At 53.5% G+C, this 17942-nt stretch carries 14 protein-coding genes and 1 pseudogene; 10 read left to right on the top strand and 5 right to left on the bottom strand.

The features are described from left to right. Positions 1–5: 5 nt before the first annotated feature. Entirely contained in the window at positions 6–581 is a 576-nt protein-coding gene (rsmD, locus tag H4F65_RS14265) for a 16S rRNA (guanine(966)-N(2))-methyltransferase (protein WP_010306568.1), read from the bottom strand. A 348-nt stretch (positions 582–929) separates the two neighbouring features. Here rsmD and ftsY point away from each other — a divergent pair, with 348 nt between their 5' ends. From ftsY to rpoH, 4 genes are all read left to right on the top strand, one after another. Further along, on the top strand, positions 930–2441 hold the full coding sequence (gene ftsY, locus H4F65_RS14270) for a signal recognition particle-docking protein FtsY (RefSeq protein ID WP_010681391.1): 1512 nt from the start codon (positions 930–932) through the stop codon (positions 2439–2441). Positions 2442–2446: 5 nt separating this feature from the next. Further along, positions 2447–3118, top strand: coding sequence for a cell division ATP-binding protein FtsE (gene ftsE / locus H4F65_RS14275; RefSeq protein WP_010306560.1), 672 nt, complete (start codon positions 2447–2449; stop codon positions 3116–3118). Next, the gene (gene ftsX, locus H4F65_RS14280) at positions 3108–4076 is read left to right on the top strand and encodes a permease-like cell division protein FtsX (protein ID WP_010681390.1); all 969 of its coding nucleotides are present in this window, start codon (positions 3108–3110) and stop codon (positions 4074–4076) included. Before ftsE ends, ftsX begins: the two co-directional genes overlap by 11 nt. A gap of 332 nt (positions 4077–4408) precedes the next feature. After that, on the top strand, positions 4409–5266 hold the full coding sequence (gene rpoH / locus H4F65_RS14285; protein WP_010681389.1) for an RNA polymerase sigma factor RpoH: 858 nt from the start codon (positions 4409–4411) through the stop codon (positions 5264–5266). Between the two features lie 64 nt (positions 5267–5330). Here rpoH and panM read toward each other — a convergent pair whose 3' ends face one another. Continuing rightward, positions 5331–5780, bottom strand: coding sequence for an aspartate 1-decarboxylase autocleavage activator PanM (gene panM / locus H4F65_RS14290; RefSeq protein ID WP_010681388.1), 450 nt, complete (start codon positions 5778–5780; stop codon positions 5331–5333). 404 nt (positions 5781–6184) lie between these two features. On the opposite strand from panM, the gene H4F65_RS14295 reads away from it, so the two are divergent. The 6 genes and pseudogenes from H4F65_RS14295 to H4F65_RS14320 all read left to right on the top strand — a co-directional run bounded on the left by H4F65_RS14295 (position 6185) and on the right by H4F65_RS14320 (position 12348). Continuing rightward, complete coding sequence (locus tag H4F65_RS14295; RefSeq protein ID WP_010681387.1) at positions 6185–7297, top strand: branched-chain amino acid ABC transporter substrate-binding protein; 1113 nt, start codon at positions 6185–6187, stop codon at positions 7295–7297. A 157-nt stretch (positions 7298–7454) separates the two neighbouring features. Further along, positions 7455–8381, top strand: a complete 927-nt coding sequence (gene livH / locus H4F65_RS14300; RefSeq protein WP_010306541.1) for a high-affinity branched-chain amino acid ABC transporter permease LivH — start codon at positions 7455–7457, stop codon at positions 8379–8381. After that, positions 8378–9654 (top strand): annotated as a pseudogene (locus tag H4F65_RS14305) (high-affinity branched-chain amino acid ABC transporter permease LivM). The gene livH and the pseudogene H4F65_RS14305 overlap by 4 nt, the downstream one beginning before the upstream one ends. Then, positions 9651–10421 carry a high-affinity branched-chain amino acid ABC transporter ATP-binding protein LivG gene (gene livG / locus H4F65_RS14310; RefSeq protein WP_010681385.1) on the top strand — a complete coding sequence of 257 codons (771 nt, stop codon included), beginning with the start codon at positions 9651–9653 and terminating at the stop codon, positions 10419–10421. Before H4F65_RS14305 ends, livG begins: the two are co-directional and overlap by 4 nt. Before the next feature lie 5 nt (positions 10422–10426). Beyond that, positions 10427–11128 (top strand): high-affinity branched-chain amino acid ABC transporter ATP-binding protein LivF, encoded by a 702-nt coding sequence (livF, locus tag H4F65_RS14315; RefSeq protein ID WP_010306529.1) that lies wholly within the window; start codon positions 10427–10429, stop codon positions 11126–11128. 29 nt (positions 11129–11157) lie between these two features. Continuing rightward, positions 11158–12348, top strand: a complete 1191-nt coding sequence (locus H4F65_RS14320; protein ID WP_010681384.1) for an aminotransferase-like domain-containing protein — start codon at positions 11158–11160, stop codon at positions 12346–12348. 90 nt (positions 12349–12438) lie between these two features. On the opposite strand, the gene H4F65_RS14325 is transcribed toward H4F65_RS14320, so the two are convergent. The 3 genes from H4F65_RS14325 to H4F65_RS14335 form a co-directional block, all read right to left on the bottom strand. After that, a complete protein-coding gene (locus H4F65_RS14325; RefSeq protein ID WP_039320232.1) occupies positions 12439–14118 on the bottom strand; it encodes a methyl-accepting chemotaxis protein in 1680 nt (559 codons plus the stop codon). Positions 14119–14468: 350 nt separating this feature from the next. Continuing rightward, on the bottom strand, positions 14469–16127 hold the full coding sequence (locus tag H4F65_RS14330) for a methyl-accepting chemotaxis protein (protein ID WP_010681382.1): 1659 nt from the start codon (positions 16125–16127) through the stop codon (positions 14469–14471). A gap of 376 nt (positions 16128–16503) precedes the next feature. After that, entirely contained in the window at positions 16504–17862 is a 1359-nt protein-coding gene (locus H4F65_RS14335) for a GntP family transporter (RefSeq protein ID WP_010681381.1), read from the bottom strand. Positions 17863–17942: the final 80 nt, after the last annotated feature.

Below are 17942 nucleotides of genomic sequence, written 5' to 3' on the forward strand. Positions count from 1 at the left end.
GAAGATTATTGACGAATGTATAAACGGTAGGCGACCTGACCGGCAATTTTCTCACGGTGCAGTTGCCAATTTTCCGGGATAGTCAGCTGCGCATTTTCCGCCTCGGTTTCCACGTAAATCCACGCGTCGGGTGCCAGCCAGCCCTGTTGTTCCAGCAGTGCGAGCGTGTTGTTCAGTAGCTCTTTGCGAAACGGTGGATCGAGAAACACGACGTCAAACGGCGTGCCCGGCTTCGCCAGCCAGCTCAGGGCATCCGTATTGACCACCTCGGCGTTTTCCGCCCGAAGCAGTGCCAGATTTTGCGTTAACTGCTGCGCAACTGCACGCTCCATCTCCAATAATGTGGCGTGTGCGGCATAACGGGATAAGGCTTCCAGCCCGAGTGCGCCGCTGCCGGCAAAGCAGTCCAGACAGCGTGCCTGTTGAATGACGGGAGCCAGCCAGTTAAACAGCGTTTCCCGCACGCGATCGGTAGTGGGACGTAAACCGGGGCTATCAGGAACCGGAAGTTTTCTGCCGCGCCATTGACCACCGATGATTCGGATTTGTCCGGCGGCTGACGATGCATTTTTTTTAGCCATAGCTCACAGGGTTATTGTTGTGCCGCATCATCGTGGTGTGGATACGGGCAGGAAATTTCTGGCGCTATTCTAGCGGCGGTTACGTGTAGAGGGAATGTTAAGATGGTCGTTAAAGCGCTTAAGCCAAAATTTTGTGCTATCTACGGCTTTCGATAACGCGCAGCGTTTGACACACTTCGTTACGGACATTGCCTTTCGTTACGAAGATTGTCGACAGCGCCGAGAATTGTCCGTCATTGCCCCCGTTGGCTGCGTGTTGCTGTCGGCAGGAAAGTGTTAAACTTATTGTTTAAATATGATTTTCATTGATTGATTCGCTGCGGCGAGCAGCGTGGAGCGCGATCGCACATGTCAAAAGAAAAGAAGCGCGGTTTTTTTTCCTGGCTGGGATTAGGGAAACAGGAAGAGAAACAACAGGAACAGCCGCAAGAGCAGCCTGTTTTTCAAGAGAAGCCGACTGTTCAAGAGAAGATTGTTGTTGACGAACAGCCGTCAGCGGCGGAGCCGGATGCTGCTGCATCGGCTCATCAGACCGTTGAGCACGCGCCGGAGCAGGTAGATAAACCGCTGACGGAAGCGCCTGTCGTTCTGGAAAAGCCTGTCGTTGAAGAACAGATAAAGGTTGAAGCGGAACAGCTGATCCAACCTGCCGCCGAGCGTGACGTTACCGCAGCGGCTGACGAACCGACCGACACTATCCCTGAATCAGCCGTATCGACCCCTATTATTTCGGAAACAGACGATCGTGACGCGATAGAACATGACGTTCTCGATCGAGATGTCGTCGATCCGATCGTACAGACCGAGATCGCCGACAGCGCGACGGTGGCTAATGCTGAGCCGGACGTTGTGCAGCAAGAAGAGCAAGAATACAAAGAACAAGAATCTGTGCAGCCAGATGATGTGCCTGTCGTGGCGCAAGAACAGGAACGTCCGACGAAAGAAGGTTTCTTCGCTCGCCTGAAACGCAGTCTGGTAAAAACGCGCCAGAACCTCGGTTCAGGATTTATCGGATTGTTTCGCGGTAAGAAAATCGACGACGATCTGTTTGATGAACTGGAAGAACAGCTGCTGGTTGCGGATGTCGGGGTCGAGACGACCCGTAAAATCATCACCAGCCTGACAGAGCACGCCAGCCGCCGCCAACTGAAAGATGCTGATACGCTTTTTGTGAAGCTGAAAGAAGAAATGGCGGAGATTCTTGCTAAGGTGGACGCCCCGCTGAATATCGAAGGCAAAACGCCGTATGTCATTCTGATGGTTGGCGTTAATGGCGTGGGTAAAACCACCACCATCGGGAAAATGGCACGTCAGTTCCAGGCGCAGGGTAAATCCGTGATGCTGGCGGCGGGGGACACTTTCCGTGCGGCGGCGGTCGAGCAGCTTCAGGTCTGGGGACAGCGCAATAACGTTGCTGTGGTCGCACAGCATACGGGTGCGGATTCGGCATCGGTGATTTTCGATGCGATTCAGGCAGCGAAAGCGCGCGGCGTTGATGTCCTGATCGCGGACACCGCGGGTCGCTTGCAGAACAAAGCGCACCTGATGGAAGAGCTGAAAAAGATTGTGCGCGTGATGAAGAAGCTGGATGAAGACGCGCCGCATGAAGTGATGCTGACGTTGGATGCGAGCACCGGGCAGAACGCGGTGAGTCAGGCCAAGCTGTTTAATGAAGCGGTTGGGCTGACGGGTATTACCTTAACTAAGCTGGACGGGACCGCGAAAGGCGGGGTGATTTTCGCCATTGCTGACCAGTTCGCTATTCCTATCCGCTATATTGGGGTAGGTGAAGGTATTGAAGATTTACGGCCATTCAAGGCCGACGATTTTATTGAGGCACTTTTTGCCCGAGAGGATTAAAACGGATGATTCGTTTTGAACAGGTCAGTAAAGCTTACCTCGGTGGGCGTCAGGCATTACAAGGGGTCGATTTCCATCTGCGCCCCGCGGAAATGGCGTTCCTGACCGGCCATTCCGGCGCAGGGAAAAGTACCCTGCTGAAACTGATTTGTGGCATTGAGCGTCCCAGCGCGGGTCAGATTTTGTTTGGCGGTCACAATATCAGCCGCCTGAAAAAACGCGAAGTCCCGTTCCTGCGACGCCAGATCGGCATGATCTTTCAGGATCACCATCTGCTGATGGAACGCACGGTCTATGACAACGTCGCGATGCCGCTCATCATCGCGGGTGCCAGCAGTGAGGATATCCGTCGCCGGGTATCCGCCGCGTTGGACAAGGTTGGCCTGCTGGATAAAGCGAAAAACTATCCTATCCAGCTGTCCGGTGGTGAGCAGCAGCGCGTTGGCATTGCGCGTGCGGTGGTGAACAAACCCGCCGTATTGCTGGCAGATGAACCGACTGGCAACCTGGACGAAGCGCTGTCAGAAGGCATTTTGCGCCTGTTTGAAGAATTCAATCGCGTTGGCGTTACCGTTCTGATGGCGACGCATGACACTGGGCTGATCGCCCGCCGTAATTACCGTGTGCTGACGCTGTCGGATGGTCGCATGGTGGGGGGAAACCACAATGGCGAATAACGTCCGTAACGCGAAAAAGCCTGTCGCGAAAGCCAAAGCGCTGCGCGGCGGCTGGCAGGAACAGTGGCGCTATGCCTGGATGAATACGCTAGCTGATATGCTGCGCCAGCCGCTGGCTACCTTTCTGACCGTGATGGTCATCGCCATCTCGTTGGCGCTACCTAGCATCTGCTATCTGGTATGGAAAAACGTCAGTCAGGCGGCCACACAGTGGTATCCCTCGCCGCAGCTGACGGTGTATCTGGATAAATCGCTGGATGACAACGCGGCGCAGGCGGTGATCACGCAGCTTCAATCTGAAGAGGGCGTTGATAAAGTCAATTACCTGTCGCGCAATGAAGCGATGGGCGAATTCCGCAACTGGTCCGGTTTTGGCGGCGCGCTCGATATGCTGGAAGAGAATCCGCTGCCGGCGGTAGCGATTATCACGCCGAAAATGAGTTTTCAGGATTCCACCACGCTGACGACGCTGCGCGACCGAGTGGCGGCGACGCAGGGCGTGGATGAAGTACGGATGGATGACAGCTGGTTTGCGCGGCTGGTGGCATTGACCAATCTGGTTGGGCAAATTTCCGTGACGATTGGCGTCCTGATGGTGGTTGCCGTCTTTTTGGTGATCGGCAACAGCGTGCGCCTGAGTATTTTCAGCCGCCGCGAAACCATCAACGTGATGAAGCTGATTGGGGCGACAGACGGCTTTATTCTGCGTCCGTTCCTGAATGGCGGGGCAGCAATGGGCGTAGGCGGCGCTGTACTGTCGCTGATTTTATCGCAAGCGCTGGTCTGGAAGCTGGGCGCCGTGGTGACGCAGGTGGCGTCCGTCTTCGGTACGACGTTTGCCGTCAAAGGATTAAGCTGGGATGAATCCCTGCTGCTACTGTTAATCGCTGGCATGATTGGCTGGTTGGCCGCCTGGCTGGCAACGGTGCAACATTTACGCCGTTTTACACCACAGTAAGCGTTTTCTGGTATAATTATCCCCTGTAATTCAGACCGTATTGCAGGGGAAGTCTCCTCAGCGACATCTCTTCTTTGTTCTTCCCGCTGTGTTTTCCCCTTGGTTTAGCGTGTGTGAGTGACGCGTTTTTCTCCTGCTTGATCTCTGACATGAGGTGAATAAAATGAGAGGAACTTGCGAGCGAAATCACAGTCTGAATAGACAGATTTTAGGATTTGACTGAATACGCTTTAAAGGTGCCGTGTTTTGCCATCTTCGCGCAAAACGATGCGGTGAAGCAGTGCTAAGATAGTCGACTGCAATATGACGAGTAGAGCAACTGAGAGGGTTGAATGACCAAAGATATGCAAACTTTCACCTTAGTTCCCCAGGGCAGTCTGGAAGGGTATATTCGTGCCGCCAATGCCTATCCGATGCTGACGGCGGAGGAAGAGCGGGCGCTGGCTGAACGGCTGCATTATCAGGGCGATCTGGAGGCTGCTAAGCACCTGATTCTGTCACACCTGCGTTTTGTTATTCACGTTGCCCGTAACTATTCCGGCTACGGCCTGCCGCAGGCGGACCTGATTCAGGAAGGGAACATCGGCCTGATGAAAGCGGTACGTCGCTTTAACCCTGAAGTTGGCGTGCGTCTGGTTTCTTTCGCCGTGCATTGGATCAAAGCCGAAATTCATGAATACGTGCTGCGTAACTGGCGTATCGTGAAAGTCGCGACCACTAAAGCACAGCGTAAACTGTTCTTTAACCTGCGTAAGTCAAAAACGCGCCTCGGCTGGTTTAATCAGGATGAAGTCGAACTGGTCGCCCGTGAGCTTGGCGTGACCAGCAAAGACGTGCGTGAGATGGAATCCCGTATGGCGGCGCAGGACATGACGTTCGATCCGACGCCGGAAGAGGATTCGCACGACGGCAAGGCGATGTCGCCGATGCTTTACCTACAGGATAAATCGTCTGACTTTGCCGATGGCATTGAAGAAGATAACTGGGAAACGCATGCGGCCGATAAGCTCACCTATGCGCTGGAAGGGCTGGACGAACGCAGCCAGCACATTATTCGCGCCCGCTGGTTGGATGATGACAACAAATCCACCTTGCAGGAACTGGCCGATCAATACGGTGTTTCCGCAGAGCGTGTGCGTCAGTTAGAAAAGAATGCGATGAAAAAACTGCGAGCGGCGATAGAAGCCTAATCGCTCTCATCGTCTCTTTCTGTAGCGACCGGGTAATGCCCGGTCGTTTTGTTTTTGTCTGGGGTCAGTCCGGCTTATCTGGGTTGATTTCGTCAAGAATCAGCGTCGTTTCTTTTCTGCGAATATAGCGCCAGCCGCCGGATACGGGGGAGAATCCGCAGGACACCATAAACCGTGCCAGCACGTCCTCTTTGATCGCGGCATGATTCGCTGTGGCCAACCACCACTCATTCACTTCAGGAAGCTGACGGCGCGCCTCATCAACCAAAAGTTGTCCTACTCCCCGGCGGCGCGTCACTTCACGTACCATCAGATCGCTCAGCTCTGCATAGTCCCCCGCAATTTCGACCAGCATTCCTCCGAGTAACCGATCGTTAAAACGCGCGGCAAAGAGTCGTCGAGTTGGTTTTAGTCCCGCTTCTAATAAATCAATGTTTTGATGCGGCCAGATTTTTGCCAGATCAATTTTGTCCTGAGGGCTGAATTGGGTGAGGCATTCAACGGTGAGTTTCATTTTTATCGGCACTCCATCATATGAGTGAAGAATAATGTAGTTGTTTTGTAGTGGATCAGTTGTGTAATTTGAGCGTTATGGTTAATAGGGCAAATGTTTTTCTCATTCTTCGTTTTTCGAGTAATCCATCAACAATTAATGCACAAAGTAGAATATCTGACTATATATAAATTGAATGCTGGTTTTTGCATCTGGTGTTTTGTGCTGTTTGCTCCGCTTGTTTCTGACAGTGTCAGTTGATTTGCAGCATAAAATTCCTGTTTAATAATATGAAAAATAAAGCCTTATTAGAAAAGATTACTAATAATAACCTAAGCCTTTCTTACTTATAAGAAAATATCAGGTTATGGCAGAAGGCGGTCAGGTTTTCGGCAATATCCATAATGACAGATGGGGTAAAAAGAATGAAATTCAGTAAAGGTAAAGTATTGCTGATGGGTTGTATGGCTGCGGCGTTGAGTCACGCGGTCAGCGCTGCCGATATTAAGGTTGCGGTTGTGGGTGCAATGTCTGGCCCAGTTGCACAGTATGGCGATATGGAATTCATTGGCGCGCGTCAGGCTATTGAAGACATTAATGCAAAAGGCGGCGTAAACGGTAACAAGCTGGTTGGCGTTGAATATGATGACGCGTGTGACCCTAAGCAGGCGGTTGCCGTTGCGAACAAAGTCATCAATGACGGTATCCGTTATGTGATTGGTCATTTGTGTTCCTCCTCCACGCAGCCTGCGTCTGATATTTATGAAGAAGAAGGCGTGATCATGATTACGCCTGCGGCAACCAACGCCGACTTGACCACGCGCGGCTACAAAATGGTGCTGCGCACGACGGGGCTGGATTCCGATCAGGGGCCAACCTCAGCAAAATACATTGTCGAAACCATCAAACCGCAGCGTATCGCCGTGGTTCATGACAAACAGCAATATGGTGAAGGCCTGGCCCGCTCTGTTCAGGATAGCCTGAAAAAAGCTGGTGCGAATGTTGTGCTGTTTGAAGGTGTGACGGCGGGTGATAAAGATTTCTCTACGCTGGTTGCACGTCTGAAGAAAGAGAACGTCGACTTCGTCTATTTCGGCGGCTACTACCCGGAAATGGGACAGATTCTGCGTCAGGCGCGTCAGGCTGGCATGACCACCAAATTCATGGGCCCAGAAGGCGTGGGTAACTCTTCGCTGTCCAACATCGCAGGCGATGCCTCCGAAGGTATGCTGGTGACGCTGCCGAAGCGTTACGATCAGGTTCCTGCTAACCAGCCGATTGTCGATGCGCTGAAAGCCAAGAAACTGGATCCAACCGGTCCGTTCGTCTGGACGACCTACGCTGCGCTGCAATCGCTGACCACTGCAATGGCACGTACCAATAGCGATGAACCGGAAAAACTGGCCGCAGATCTGAAAGCGAACTCTGTGGATACGGTAATGGGGCCATTAAGCTGGGATGCAAAAGGCGACCTGAAAGGGTTTGAATTTGGCGTATTTGAGTGGCACAAAGACGGTACTTCCAGCGCAGTGAAATAATCATCATGCCCGAGGCGGGGAACGGTTGAAGACACCGTTGTCTGCCTCTTCGGCGTGGAGAGCATTCTCCGCCCGCTGAGTGTGTACCAATAATAATCCCTCAATACCGAAGCCCCCGTTGCCGCAAGGCGCGGGGGCAGCATTTAAGGTTTAAGGTATGTCCGAGCAGTTCCTTTACTTTTTTCAGCAGATGTTCAACGGCCTGACGTTGGGCAGCACCTATGCGCTGATCGCCATTGGCTACACCATGGTTTATGGCATTATCGGCATGATTAACTTCGCACACGGCGAAGTGTATATGATCGGTAGCTACGTCTCCTTTATTGTGATTGCGGCCCTGATGATGATGGGCATCGATGCTGGCTGGCTCCTGATTGGTGTCGCCTTTATTGCCGCCGTGGTCATTTCCAGCGCCTACGGCTGGAGTATCGAACGGGTAGCCTACCGACCTGTTCGAACGTCAAAGCGCCTGATTGCGCTGATTTCTGCCATCGGGATGTCAATTTTCCTGCAAAACTACGTCAGCCTGAATCAGGGCTCGCGTGATGTTGCGCTGCCGAGTCTGGTGACCGGTCAGTGGGTGCTGGGCGAAAGCAATGGCTTTGCCGCGACGATTAGCACCATGCAATTGACTATCTGGATCGTGACGTTCCTCGCCATGCTGGCGCTGACGCTATTTATTCGCTACTCCCGTATGGGGCGCGCCTGTCGCGCCTGTGCTGAAGACCTGAAAATGGCTAGCCTGCTGGGTATCAGCACCGATCGCGTGATCTCCCTGACCTTCGTCATTGGCGCGCTCATGGCCGCTGTTGCTGGCGTGCTGCTGGGGCAATTTTACGGCGTCATCAACCCCTATATCGGCTTTATGGCCGGGATGAAAGCCTTTACGGCGGCGGTACTGGGTGGAATCGGCAGCATCCCTGGTGCGATGATCGGTGGGCTGATTCTGGGCGTAGCCGAAGCGCTCACGTCCGCTTACCTGAGCACGGAATACAAAGATGCGGTGTCGTTTGCGCTGCTGATTGTGGTGCTGCTGGTGATGCCAACCGGTATTTTGGGTCGTCCGGAGGTTGAGAAAGTATGAAACAGCTCAACCTGTTTAATGCGTTAGTTTCCGCGTTCATGCTGCTGGTGCTGGCCTCGTTCTTAATGGGCATGCAACTGGCGCTGGATGGCACCAAATTGGTGGTGCGCGGTGCTGATGAAGTCCGTTGGTATTGGATTGGCGCGGGCTGCATCGTGGTGTTTTTCTTCCAGTTGATTCGCCCGTTCTTCCAGCAAAGCATCAAGAAATTCTCTGCACCGTCGCTGGTGCTGCCGAGCTTTGATGGCAGTACGCCACGGCAGAAAATATTAGCCGCGGCATTGATTATCGCCGCTATCGCCTGGCCGTTTCTGGTGTCGCGCGGTACGGTGGATATCGCCACCCTCACGCTGATTTACGTGATGCTGGGTTTGGGCTTGAACGTTGTGGTTGGCCTTTCTGGCCTGCTGGTATTGGGTTACGGCGGGTTTTACGCCATTGGCGCGTATACCTATGCGCTGCTGAACCACTATTACGGATTGGGCTTCTGGGAAAGTTTGCCGCTGGCGGGCATGGTGGCGGCGCTTTCCGGCTTCCTGCTGGGGTTCCCGGTGCTGCGTTTGCGCGGTGATTATCTGGCGATTGTGACGCTCGGATTCGGCGAGATTGTCCGTATCCTGCTGCTGAACAACACTGAAATTACCGGTGGCCCGAACGGCATCAGCCAGATCCCTAAACCGACCTTCTTTGGTCTGGAATTCGGTCGCAGCGCGCGCGCGATGGCGGTTGGGATACGTTCCACAATTTCTTCGGTCTGCAATATGACCCGAGTGACCGTATTATCTTTCTGTATCTGGTCGCGCTGCTGCTGGTCGTGTTGACCCTGTTTGTGATTAATCGTCTGCTGCGGATGCCGTTAGGGCGTGCCTGGGAAGCGCTGCGCGATGATGAAATCGCCTGCCGCTCTCTGGGGCTAAGCCCAACGCGCATTAAGTTGACCGCTTTCACTATCAGCGCCGCGTTCGCGGGTTTTGCCGGTACGCTGTTTGCCGCGCGTCAGGGCTTCGTTAGCCCGGAATCGTTCACGTTCGCTGAATCTGCCTTTGTGTTAGCCATCGTCGTGCTGGGCGGAATGGGCTCGCAGTTTGCGGTCATTCTTGCGGCAATCTTGCTGGTCGTGTCCCGCGAGCTGATGCGCGATCTGAATGAATACAGCATGCTGCTGCTGGGTGCGTTGATGGTTCTGATGATGATTTGGCGTCCGCAAGGCCTGCTGCCGATGAAGCGTCCTGAGATGAAGTTGAAAGTCGCGAAGAAGGAAGAGCAAGCATGAGCACGCAGCCACTATTATCAGTCAGAGGTCTGATGATGCGTTTTGGCGGCCTGCTGGCGGTCAATAACGTTGAAATGGATATTCATGCGGGCGAAATTGTCTCGCTGATCGGCCCGAATGGGGCGGGGAAGACTACTGTCTTTAACTGCCTGACTGGTTTTTATCGCCCAAGCGGCGGCACCATCATGCTGCGCGATCGTCATCTGGAAGGGTTATCCGGACAGGCCATTGCCCGAATGGGCGTGGTGCGCACATTCCAGCACGTTCGTCTGTTCCGTGAAATGACGGTGGTGGAGAACCTGCTGGTGGCACAGCATCAGCACCTGAAAAGCGGCGTGTTTGCCGGGCTGTTGAAAACGCCGGGCTTTCGTCGTGCGGAAGCCGATGCGCAGGAGCGCGCCGCGGTGTGGCTGGAGCGTATCGGTCTGTTAGATTTAGCGAACCGTCAGGCGGGGAATCTGGCTTACGGCCAGCAGCGCCGTCTGGAAATCGCCCGCTGCATGGTGACGCGCCCTGAGCTGCTGATGCTGGATGAGCCTGCGGCCGGTCTGAACCCGAAAGAAACTGACGAGTTAAATCAGCTGATTGCGGAACTGCGCGATAGCCATCAGGTGTCCGTGTTGTTGATTGAACATGATATGAAGCTGGTCATGGGAATTTCCGACCGGATTTATGTCGTCAATCAGGGAACACCGCTGGCACAAGGCACCCCAGCTGAAATTCGTAACAACCCGGATGTCATCCGTGCATATCTGGGTGAAGGATAACGTTTATGCTGTCATTACATCAGGTTTCGGCCCACTACGGAAAAATTCAGGCGCTGCATCAGGTAAGCCTGCATATTAATCAGGGCGAGATTGTTACGCTGATCGGCGCGAACGGTGCCGGTAAAACCACGCTGTTGGGCACGCTGTGCGGTGACCCGCGCGCGACGGAAGGCACCATCACGTTTGACGGTAAGGACATCACAAACTGGCAGACCGCGCAGATTATGCGTGAAGCTATCGCGATTGTGCCGGAAGGGCGTCGCGTCTTTTCCCGCATGACGGTAGAAGAAAATCTGGCGATGGGTGGGTTCTTTGCCGAGCGCGATCAGTATCAGGAGCGCATTGCACGCGTCTACGATCTGTTCCCGCGTCTGTATGAGCGACGCGCCCAGCGTTCCGGCACGATGTCCGGCGGTGAGCAGCAGATGCTGGCGATTGGCCGTGCGCTGATGAGCCAGCCGCGTTTACTGCTGCTGGACGAACCGTCGCTGGGTCTGGCTCCGATTATCATCCTGCAAATTTTCGACACGATCCAGCAACTGCGTGAAGAGGGCATGACCATCTTCCTGGTGGAGCAAAACGCCAATCAGGCGCTGAAATTGGCAGACCGGGGTTATGTACTTGAAAACGGCCATGTCGTGTTGGAAGATACCGGTGCGGCATTGTTAGCTAATGAAGCGGTACGTTCGGCCTATCTGGGCGGATAATTAAAGTTTTGTTGAAAGGTTAAGAAGAGATGGCCATTGAAGGGTTGTTAGCGCACCGCATCGCTCAGTTAAAAAGTTCCGCCATCCGTGAACTGCTGAAACACAGCAAGATGGAAAATATTATCTCGCTGGCTGGCGGGATTCCGTCAGATGCATTATTTGATTTCGAAGGACTCAGCCAGGCCACGCAGTTAGCGATTACCGAACAGCCGAAAACGGCATTCCAGTATGGCTTAACTGAAGGCAGCGGCGTGCTGCGCGATCGCATTGCCGAGCTGTGTGCCGTACGCGGCGTCAAAACGCGCGGTGACGATATTGTCGTGACGGCCGGTTCGCAGCAGGCGCTGGACTTGATCATGCGAGCGATGGTCGATCCGGGCGACGTGTTCGTCGTTGAACGCCCGACTTACTTGGCGGCGCTGCAAACGCTGGAACTGGCGCAGGCGCAGGTGATGTCTGTGTCATCCGATGCCGACGGCATGGTCGTCGACGAGCTGGAAGAACTGCTGACGAAACAGCGTATCAAAGGCGTTTATATCGTTCCGAACTTCGGTAACCCGAGCGGCGTGACGTTGAGCTATGAACGTCGCCTGAAATTGATTCAGCTGGCAGAGCGCTACGGTTTTGTCATTATCGAAGACGATCCCTATGGTGAGCTGCGCTTCACCGAAGAGCGCAACCCGACGCTGTTCCAACTGGCGCAGGAGCAACTGGGTAGCACGGAATACGTGCTGTATACCTCTACGTTCTCGAAGGTGCTGGCACCGGGTTTACGTCTCGGTTGGGCGATTCTGCCGGATTGGCTGTTGCACAAAGTGGCGATTATCAAACAGGCCGCTGACCTGCACGCCAGCGCACTGTCGCAGACCGTCGCGGAGTGCTATCTGGGGCTGGGACGTCTGGATACGCAGATCGAGAAAATTCGCCATGCGTATAAGCACAAAGGCGAGCTGCTGGCACAGCTGGTCGAGAAGGAACTGGGTGATGTCATCACCTTCAACCAGCCTAAGGGTGGGATGTTCCTGTGGGCGAAGTTCCGTCAGGACGATTTCAACACGACGGAATGGCTGAAGAAGACGCTGGATCAGGGCGTGGTCTTCGTGCCGGGCGAGTTCTTCTTCCCAGACAATATCGATTACTCAACGCTGCGTCTGTCCTTTGCGACGGCAACGGATGAGCAAATGCATGAAGCGGTGGCTCGTCTGCGTCGGGCGTTGTAATCGCCGATAACAGATTACCCGTTAATGTGAAAAACCGCTGATATATCAGCGGTTTTTATTTTTTTAACGTCGCGTTAATCGGTCGTGGATTTAAAAGGTTTCCCAGTTTTGCTTATCGTTTCCCGCTCTGTGCTTTGGATTGGCGAGAGAGAAGCTGGCGCTGGTGGGTCTTTTCAACGGCGGCGCAATGTGCTGTGACGACCCGCCCTCAACGGTGAAGGTTTTCATCAGCTCGACCAGATGGGCCGCTTGATCGCTCAGACTATCGGCAGCGGAAGCGGATTGTTCAACGAGTGCGGCGTTCTGCTGTGTGACCTGATCAAGCTGGTTAACGGCATCATGAATCTGCGAGACGCCGGACTCTTGTTCCTGCGTAGTCACGCCAATTTCGTTAATTAGATCGGCAACATGGCGCGCCTGACGCACCAGTTCTTCGATTGTCGTTCCCGCATCGCTGACCAGTCTGGAGCCTACCTCGACTTTCTCGACGCTGTGGCCGATCAGCTCTTTAATCTCTTTGGCTGCCGTTGCAGAACGCTGTGCCAGCGAGCGAACTTCGCCTGCTACCACGGCAAAGCCACGACCTTGTTCACCTGCGCGTGCGGCTTCTACCGCGGCGTTAAGCGCCAGAATGTTGGTCTGGAAGGCAATGCCGTCAATGACGCTAATGATGTCGCCAATTTTGTGCGAGCTGTCGGTAATCTCTTTCATGGTGACAACAATATTGCCGACAGCTTCACCGCCTTTAGCCGCGGTGTTGCTGGCGGCCTGCGCCAGTTGAGCGGCATTGCGCACCGTATCGGCATTCTGACGCACCGTCTGGCTCATCTCTTCCATGGAGGCAGCGGTTTGTTGCAGGTTAGCCGCTTGTTCTTCTGTACGCTGGCTAAGATCGGTACTGCCCGCGGCGATCTGGCTGGCACCGGTGGCGATAGATTCGCTGCTCTCACGTACCTGTTCAACAATGCTACTCAGACTTTTGCGCATGCCATTCATGGCGGCCAGCACGCTACGGTCATCACCGGGACGTAGGTTGACGGCTACCGCCAGATTTCCCTGCGCAACCGTCTGAGCGATCTGTGCGGCGTAAGCCACTTCGCCACCCAACAAACCTTTGATAGTACGAGTAATCAGGACGGAAACCAGAATGCCAACGAGAACCGCAATCGCTGCATAGAAGATCAGGGTGTTACCATCTGAGCGTGCTTCCTGCATGGCGCTTGCCGTCATTTCCAGCGTCCGCTTTTTCTGTAATTCTGCCATGCTGTCTAGCGCGGCGAAAACGGGGGCCTGCGTAACCTGCATTTCATTGACCATCAGCTGCACGGCTTGTGCTCTCTCTTCGGCACTTTCCGACAGGCCGAGCTCAACAGCTTTATTTACGGCTTCCCGGTAAGCCGGCCGCGCCTGTGTCAGGCTCTCCAGCGAGTCGCGGGCTTCTGGTTCAGACAGGTGTTCATACAGCTTGGTCAGGGTTTCCGTATTGCGGGCAATTTGCTGATCGATCAGGCGCTTTTCTTCCTGAATACGGTCCCTGTCATCAGTCAGGCCAATGTTACGTACTGAACGTGCTACGGCATCAAAGCCGCTCTTGGCGTCTTGTATCAGGATGAGACCGGTCAGGTTTTTTTCTGACAGCGATTCAATATCTTCACCCAGATCAACCAGATGCATGCGCCCCAGAACGGCGACCATCAGACCGATGATGATGACAGAGGCGAACCCCGTACCCAACATCGTACCGAGTTTCATGTTTTTCAGCAGATTCAGCATATTCCTCAAATCCTTTTTTCTTTATTGGCAATACGTTGTTTGAAGTAGATCGGTCGATCTATTTCTATGGTGGTAGCGGAATTCAGATTGCTAGAGAGGTCCGCAGCGGGCAGAGATATTATTTAGTTAACTATTGTATAAGATTTTTTGTTTCAGCCAGTTAGAAAACACCGTGGTAAATGCGTGGTATTTGTTGGCATTAAAGGGAATAACACTGAAAGGCATCAATATACGGAAGAAGGATAGTGGGCTAATTTTTCAGTTTACTTTAACAGTTACCATGAGAAACCTATTTCGCTTTTCCCGCACCATTGTGATGCGGGAAAAGGCTTCATCCATAACGGTGATTAAAACGATTCCCAATCCTGAGAATTATTTTTTACGCTGGGTTTGGCCGCCAGCGTCAACGCCTGTGGCGCTCGAGGTGCGGCTTGTCGAACCGCTTGTGCCGGAGTGTTAGCCAGACGGAAAACACTCATCAGTTCGACCAGACGGCGCGCTTGCTCGCTCAGGCTATCGGCTGCTGTCGCCGATTCTTCAACGAGCGCCGCATTCTGCTGTGTCACCTCATCTAACTGATTTACAGCGTCATTAACCTGAGAAATGCCCTGCGACTGTTCTCGGGTCGTCACACCGATCTCACTGAGTAATTCTGCGACACGGCGCACTTGTTCAACGATTTCGCTCATCGTTGTACCTGCTTCGTTGACAAGCAGTGAGCCCGTTTCGACTTTCTCTACGCTTTCTTCGATCAGCTCTTTGATCTCTTTCGCCGCGGAAGCGGAACGCTGCGCCAGTGAACGGACTTCCCCCGCTACAACGGCAAAGCCTCGTCCCTGTTCTCCTGCTCGCGCGGCTTCTACCGCAGCATTGAGTGCCAGAATGTTGGTCTGGAAGGCAATGCCGTCGATAACGCCGATAATATCGCCGATTTTATGTGAGCTGGAAGTGATGTCTTGCATCGTGGTGACGACATTATTGACGACATCACCGCCTTTACTTGCTGTGACGCTTGCCGACTGTGCCAGCTCGGACGCCATATTTACCGTATCTGTGTTTTGTTTGATCGTGGTATTCATCTGTTCCATCGACGCGGCTGTCTGTTGTAGATTCGACGCTTGTTCTTCCGTGCGTTGGCTCAGATCGGTATTGCCGCTTGAGATTTGGGTAGCGCCGGTCGCGATGGATTCGCTGCTTTGTCGCACCTGATCGACAGTCTGGCTGAGGCTATCGCGCATGAGCGCCATCGCAGCCAGTACGCTGCGGTTATCTCCGGGAACCAAAACGATGTCTAACGCCAGATTACCTTGTGCGACCTGTTGTGCAATTTCAACGGCATAGGCGGGTTCACCGCCCAGCTGATTCTTGATGCGGCGTGTAATCATCCAGGCAATCAGCGCCCCCAAAAGTGCTGCCAATCCGGCAATAATCAACATCAGCGTGCCAGAATTGCTTGCCTGGCGATCCGATGTGTCTGCTGTTTCTACGGTTAAGTTTTTCTGAACGGCGATCATGTCGTCGAGTGCTTTAAATACTGCGCCCTGCGTGTCGCGCATTTCGGTAAATATCACTTTGCGCGCTTCTTCAGTTTGTCCCGAAAGACCCAAGGTAATGGCTTTATTCAGCGCTTCACGATAGGGAGGGCTGAGCGCCATCAAATTCTGAATGCGTTCACGCGCTTCGGGAGAAATGGCACGAGTGTGTAATGCTTCCAGCATTTTCAGGTTCTGCTGTAGCAATCCTTCGATGCGCTGGTGCTCTTGTTCCATCTCCTGACGGTTATCCATTAGCGCAATGTTGCGTACTGAACGCGAGACCGTATTGACGTTGTCTTTGACATCCTGCATTTGCAGCAGATTGGTGATACGAACTTGTGACAACAATTGGATGTTGCTGCCGAGCTCAGCCAACTGCATACGGCCAAATAGCGCCACAAGGCAGCCAATAATAATGACAAAGGTGAAACCCGTGCCGAGCATCGTTCCCAATTTCATATTTTTTAACATATTTATCGTATTCCTTGGTGGTGATCATGTTTACAGATAGCAATCTATTTTCTTTTTCTACGAAAGCGCGTTGTAAAAATGTTTTAAGGGTAGACCGAAAGAAGCAATCTTTGGGTTATATCTCTGACTTATTCTTCTGGCTGAGCATTTGGTGTGCGAATGCAGAGGATGATCTATCACTATAAGGAGATGAAAAAAAATACGAGGGCTTGGATAGAAGGATAAAATGCCTTTTAATCACCAAATTGATAGTTTTTATTTATTGTGTTGGTAAATTTTATTGAGAAATGCTATCAATTTGGTGATTTGTCGGCGGATTATTTTTATACACCCTAGGAGTAACCGCCAGCTCACAGGTGTGCTGGCGGTGTGATGCTTACATGACTAACCACAGTGCCCAGGTGAAGAGGAACCCGGCCAGCCCGAGGATCGTCGTCAGCACCGTCCAGGTGCGCAGGCCGTCGGCGACGGACAGCCCCAGATATTTGGTGACAATCCAGAAGCCGGAGTCATTGACGTGCGACAGGCCCAGCCCACCAAAGCAGGCAGAGAGCGTCACCAGCACCAGCTGCATCTGGTTCAGACCGCTGACAGCTTCACTCAGCAGGCCGCAGGTGGTGAGAATGGCGACGGTAGCCGAACCTTGCGAGGCACGCAGCGCCAGCGACAGAATAAATGCGGCAGGCACCAGCGGCAGGTGAATGCTGGTCAGCGTATCCGCCAGCGCTTTACCGATGCCCGATTCGACCAGTACTTTACCGAACACACCACCGGCACCGGTCACCATAATGACCATTGCGGCGGCAGGCATGGCATCGCCCATCACGCCGCTGGCTTTCTCCAGCGACCAACCGCGACGCAGGGCAATCAGCCAGAACGCTAATCCCAGTGCAATCAGCAGCGCTACGGCGGGAGACCCGACCAGGGACATCACGTTACGCACCGGGTGTCCGGCAGGCAGAATGGTGGCAGACACGGTGCCGAGCATAATGATGGCGATAGGAATCGCGATCAGCGCGGCAATCAGCCCAGCCGAAGGGGCGGATACGGGAGCCGTGTTCGGCGTCGAATCTTCCGGCTTTGCCATCTGTAATTGTTCTAACACTTCAACGGAAAGCGCGTACTTGCGGCGGTTCATGGCTTTGGCCGCCCAGTAGCTGATGATGCCGACAGGAATCGACACCAGCAGGCCGATGATGGTCAGCCAGCCGATATCTGCATTCAACAGACCTGCAGCGGCAACCGGGCCGGGGTGGGGCGGCAGCGCGACGTGCACGGTCAGCATCACACCCGCGACGGGCAAGCCGAATTTAATCGGGGAAACTTTAGCGACTTTCGCAAAGCCGTAAATAATCGGAGCAAGGATAATAAAGCCGACATCGAAAAAGACCGGAATACCCAGAATAAACGCGGCGATGGTTAATGCCGCCACCATTAATCCCGGTCCCATTAATTGAGCGAAGCGGTGTGCTAAGGATTCCGCGCCGCCGGACACTTCGATCATTCTACCCAGCATGGCGCCGAGGCCGATAATAATCGCCACCGAACCGAGAATACCGCCCATGCCGGAGGTAATCACCTTCATCACTTCAGCCGTAGGAATACCGGTTGCCAATGCAACGAGTAAACTGACAACCAGTAGGGCGACAAAGGGCTGAATTTTAAATTTAATGACCATCAGCAGCAGGAGTAATACCCCGGCGATAGCGATGCAGAGTAAGAGCGAGGTGGCCATGTTCTTATCCTCATTGACCCATTTTGCAATTCAGAGGCTGAAAAGGTAGTGGGTTATTGTTTTATTTGAATAAAGGGATG

The organism is Pectobacterium brasiliense, assembly GCF_016950255.1.
Taxonomy (GTDB): domain Bacteria; phylum Pseudomonadota; class Gammaproteobacteria; order Enterobacterales; family Enterobacteriaceae; genus Pectobacterium; species Pectobacterium brasiliense.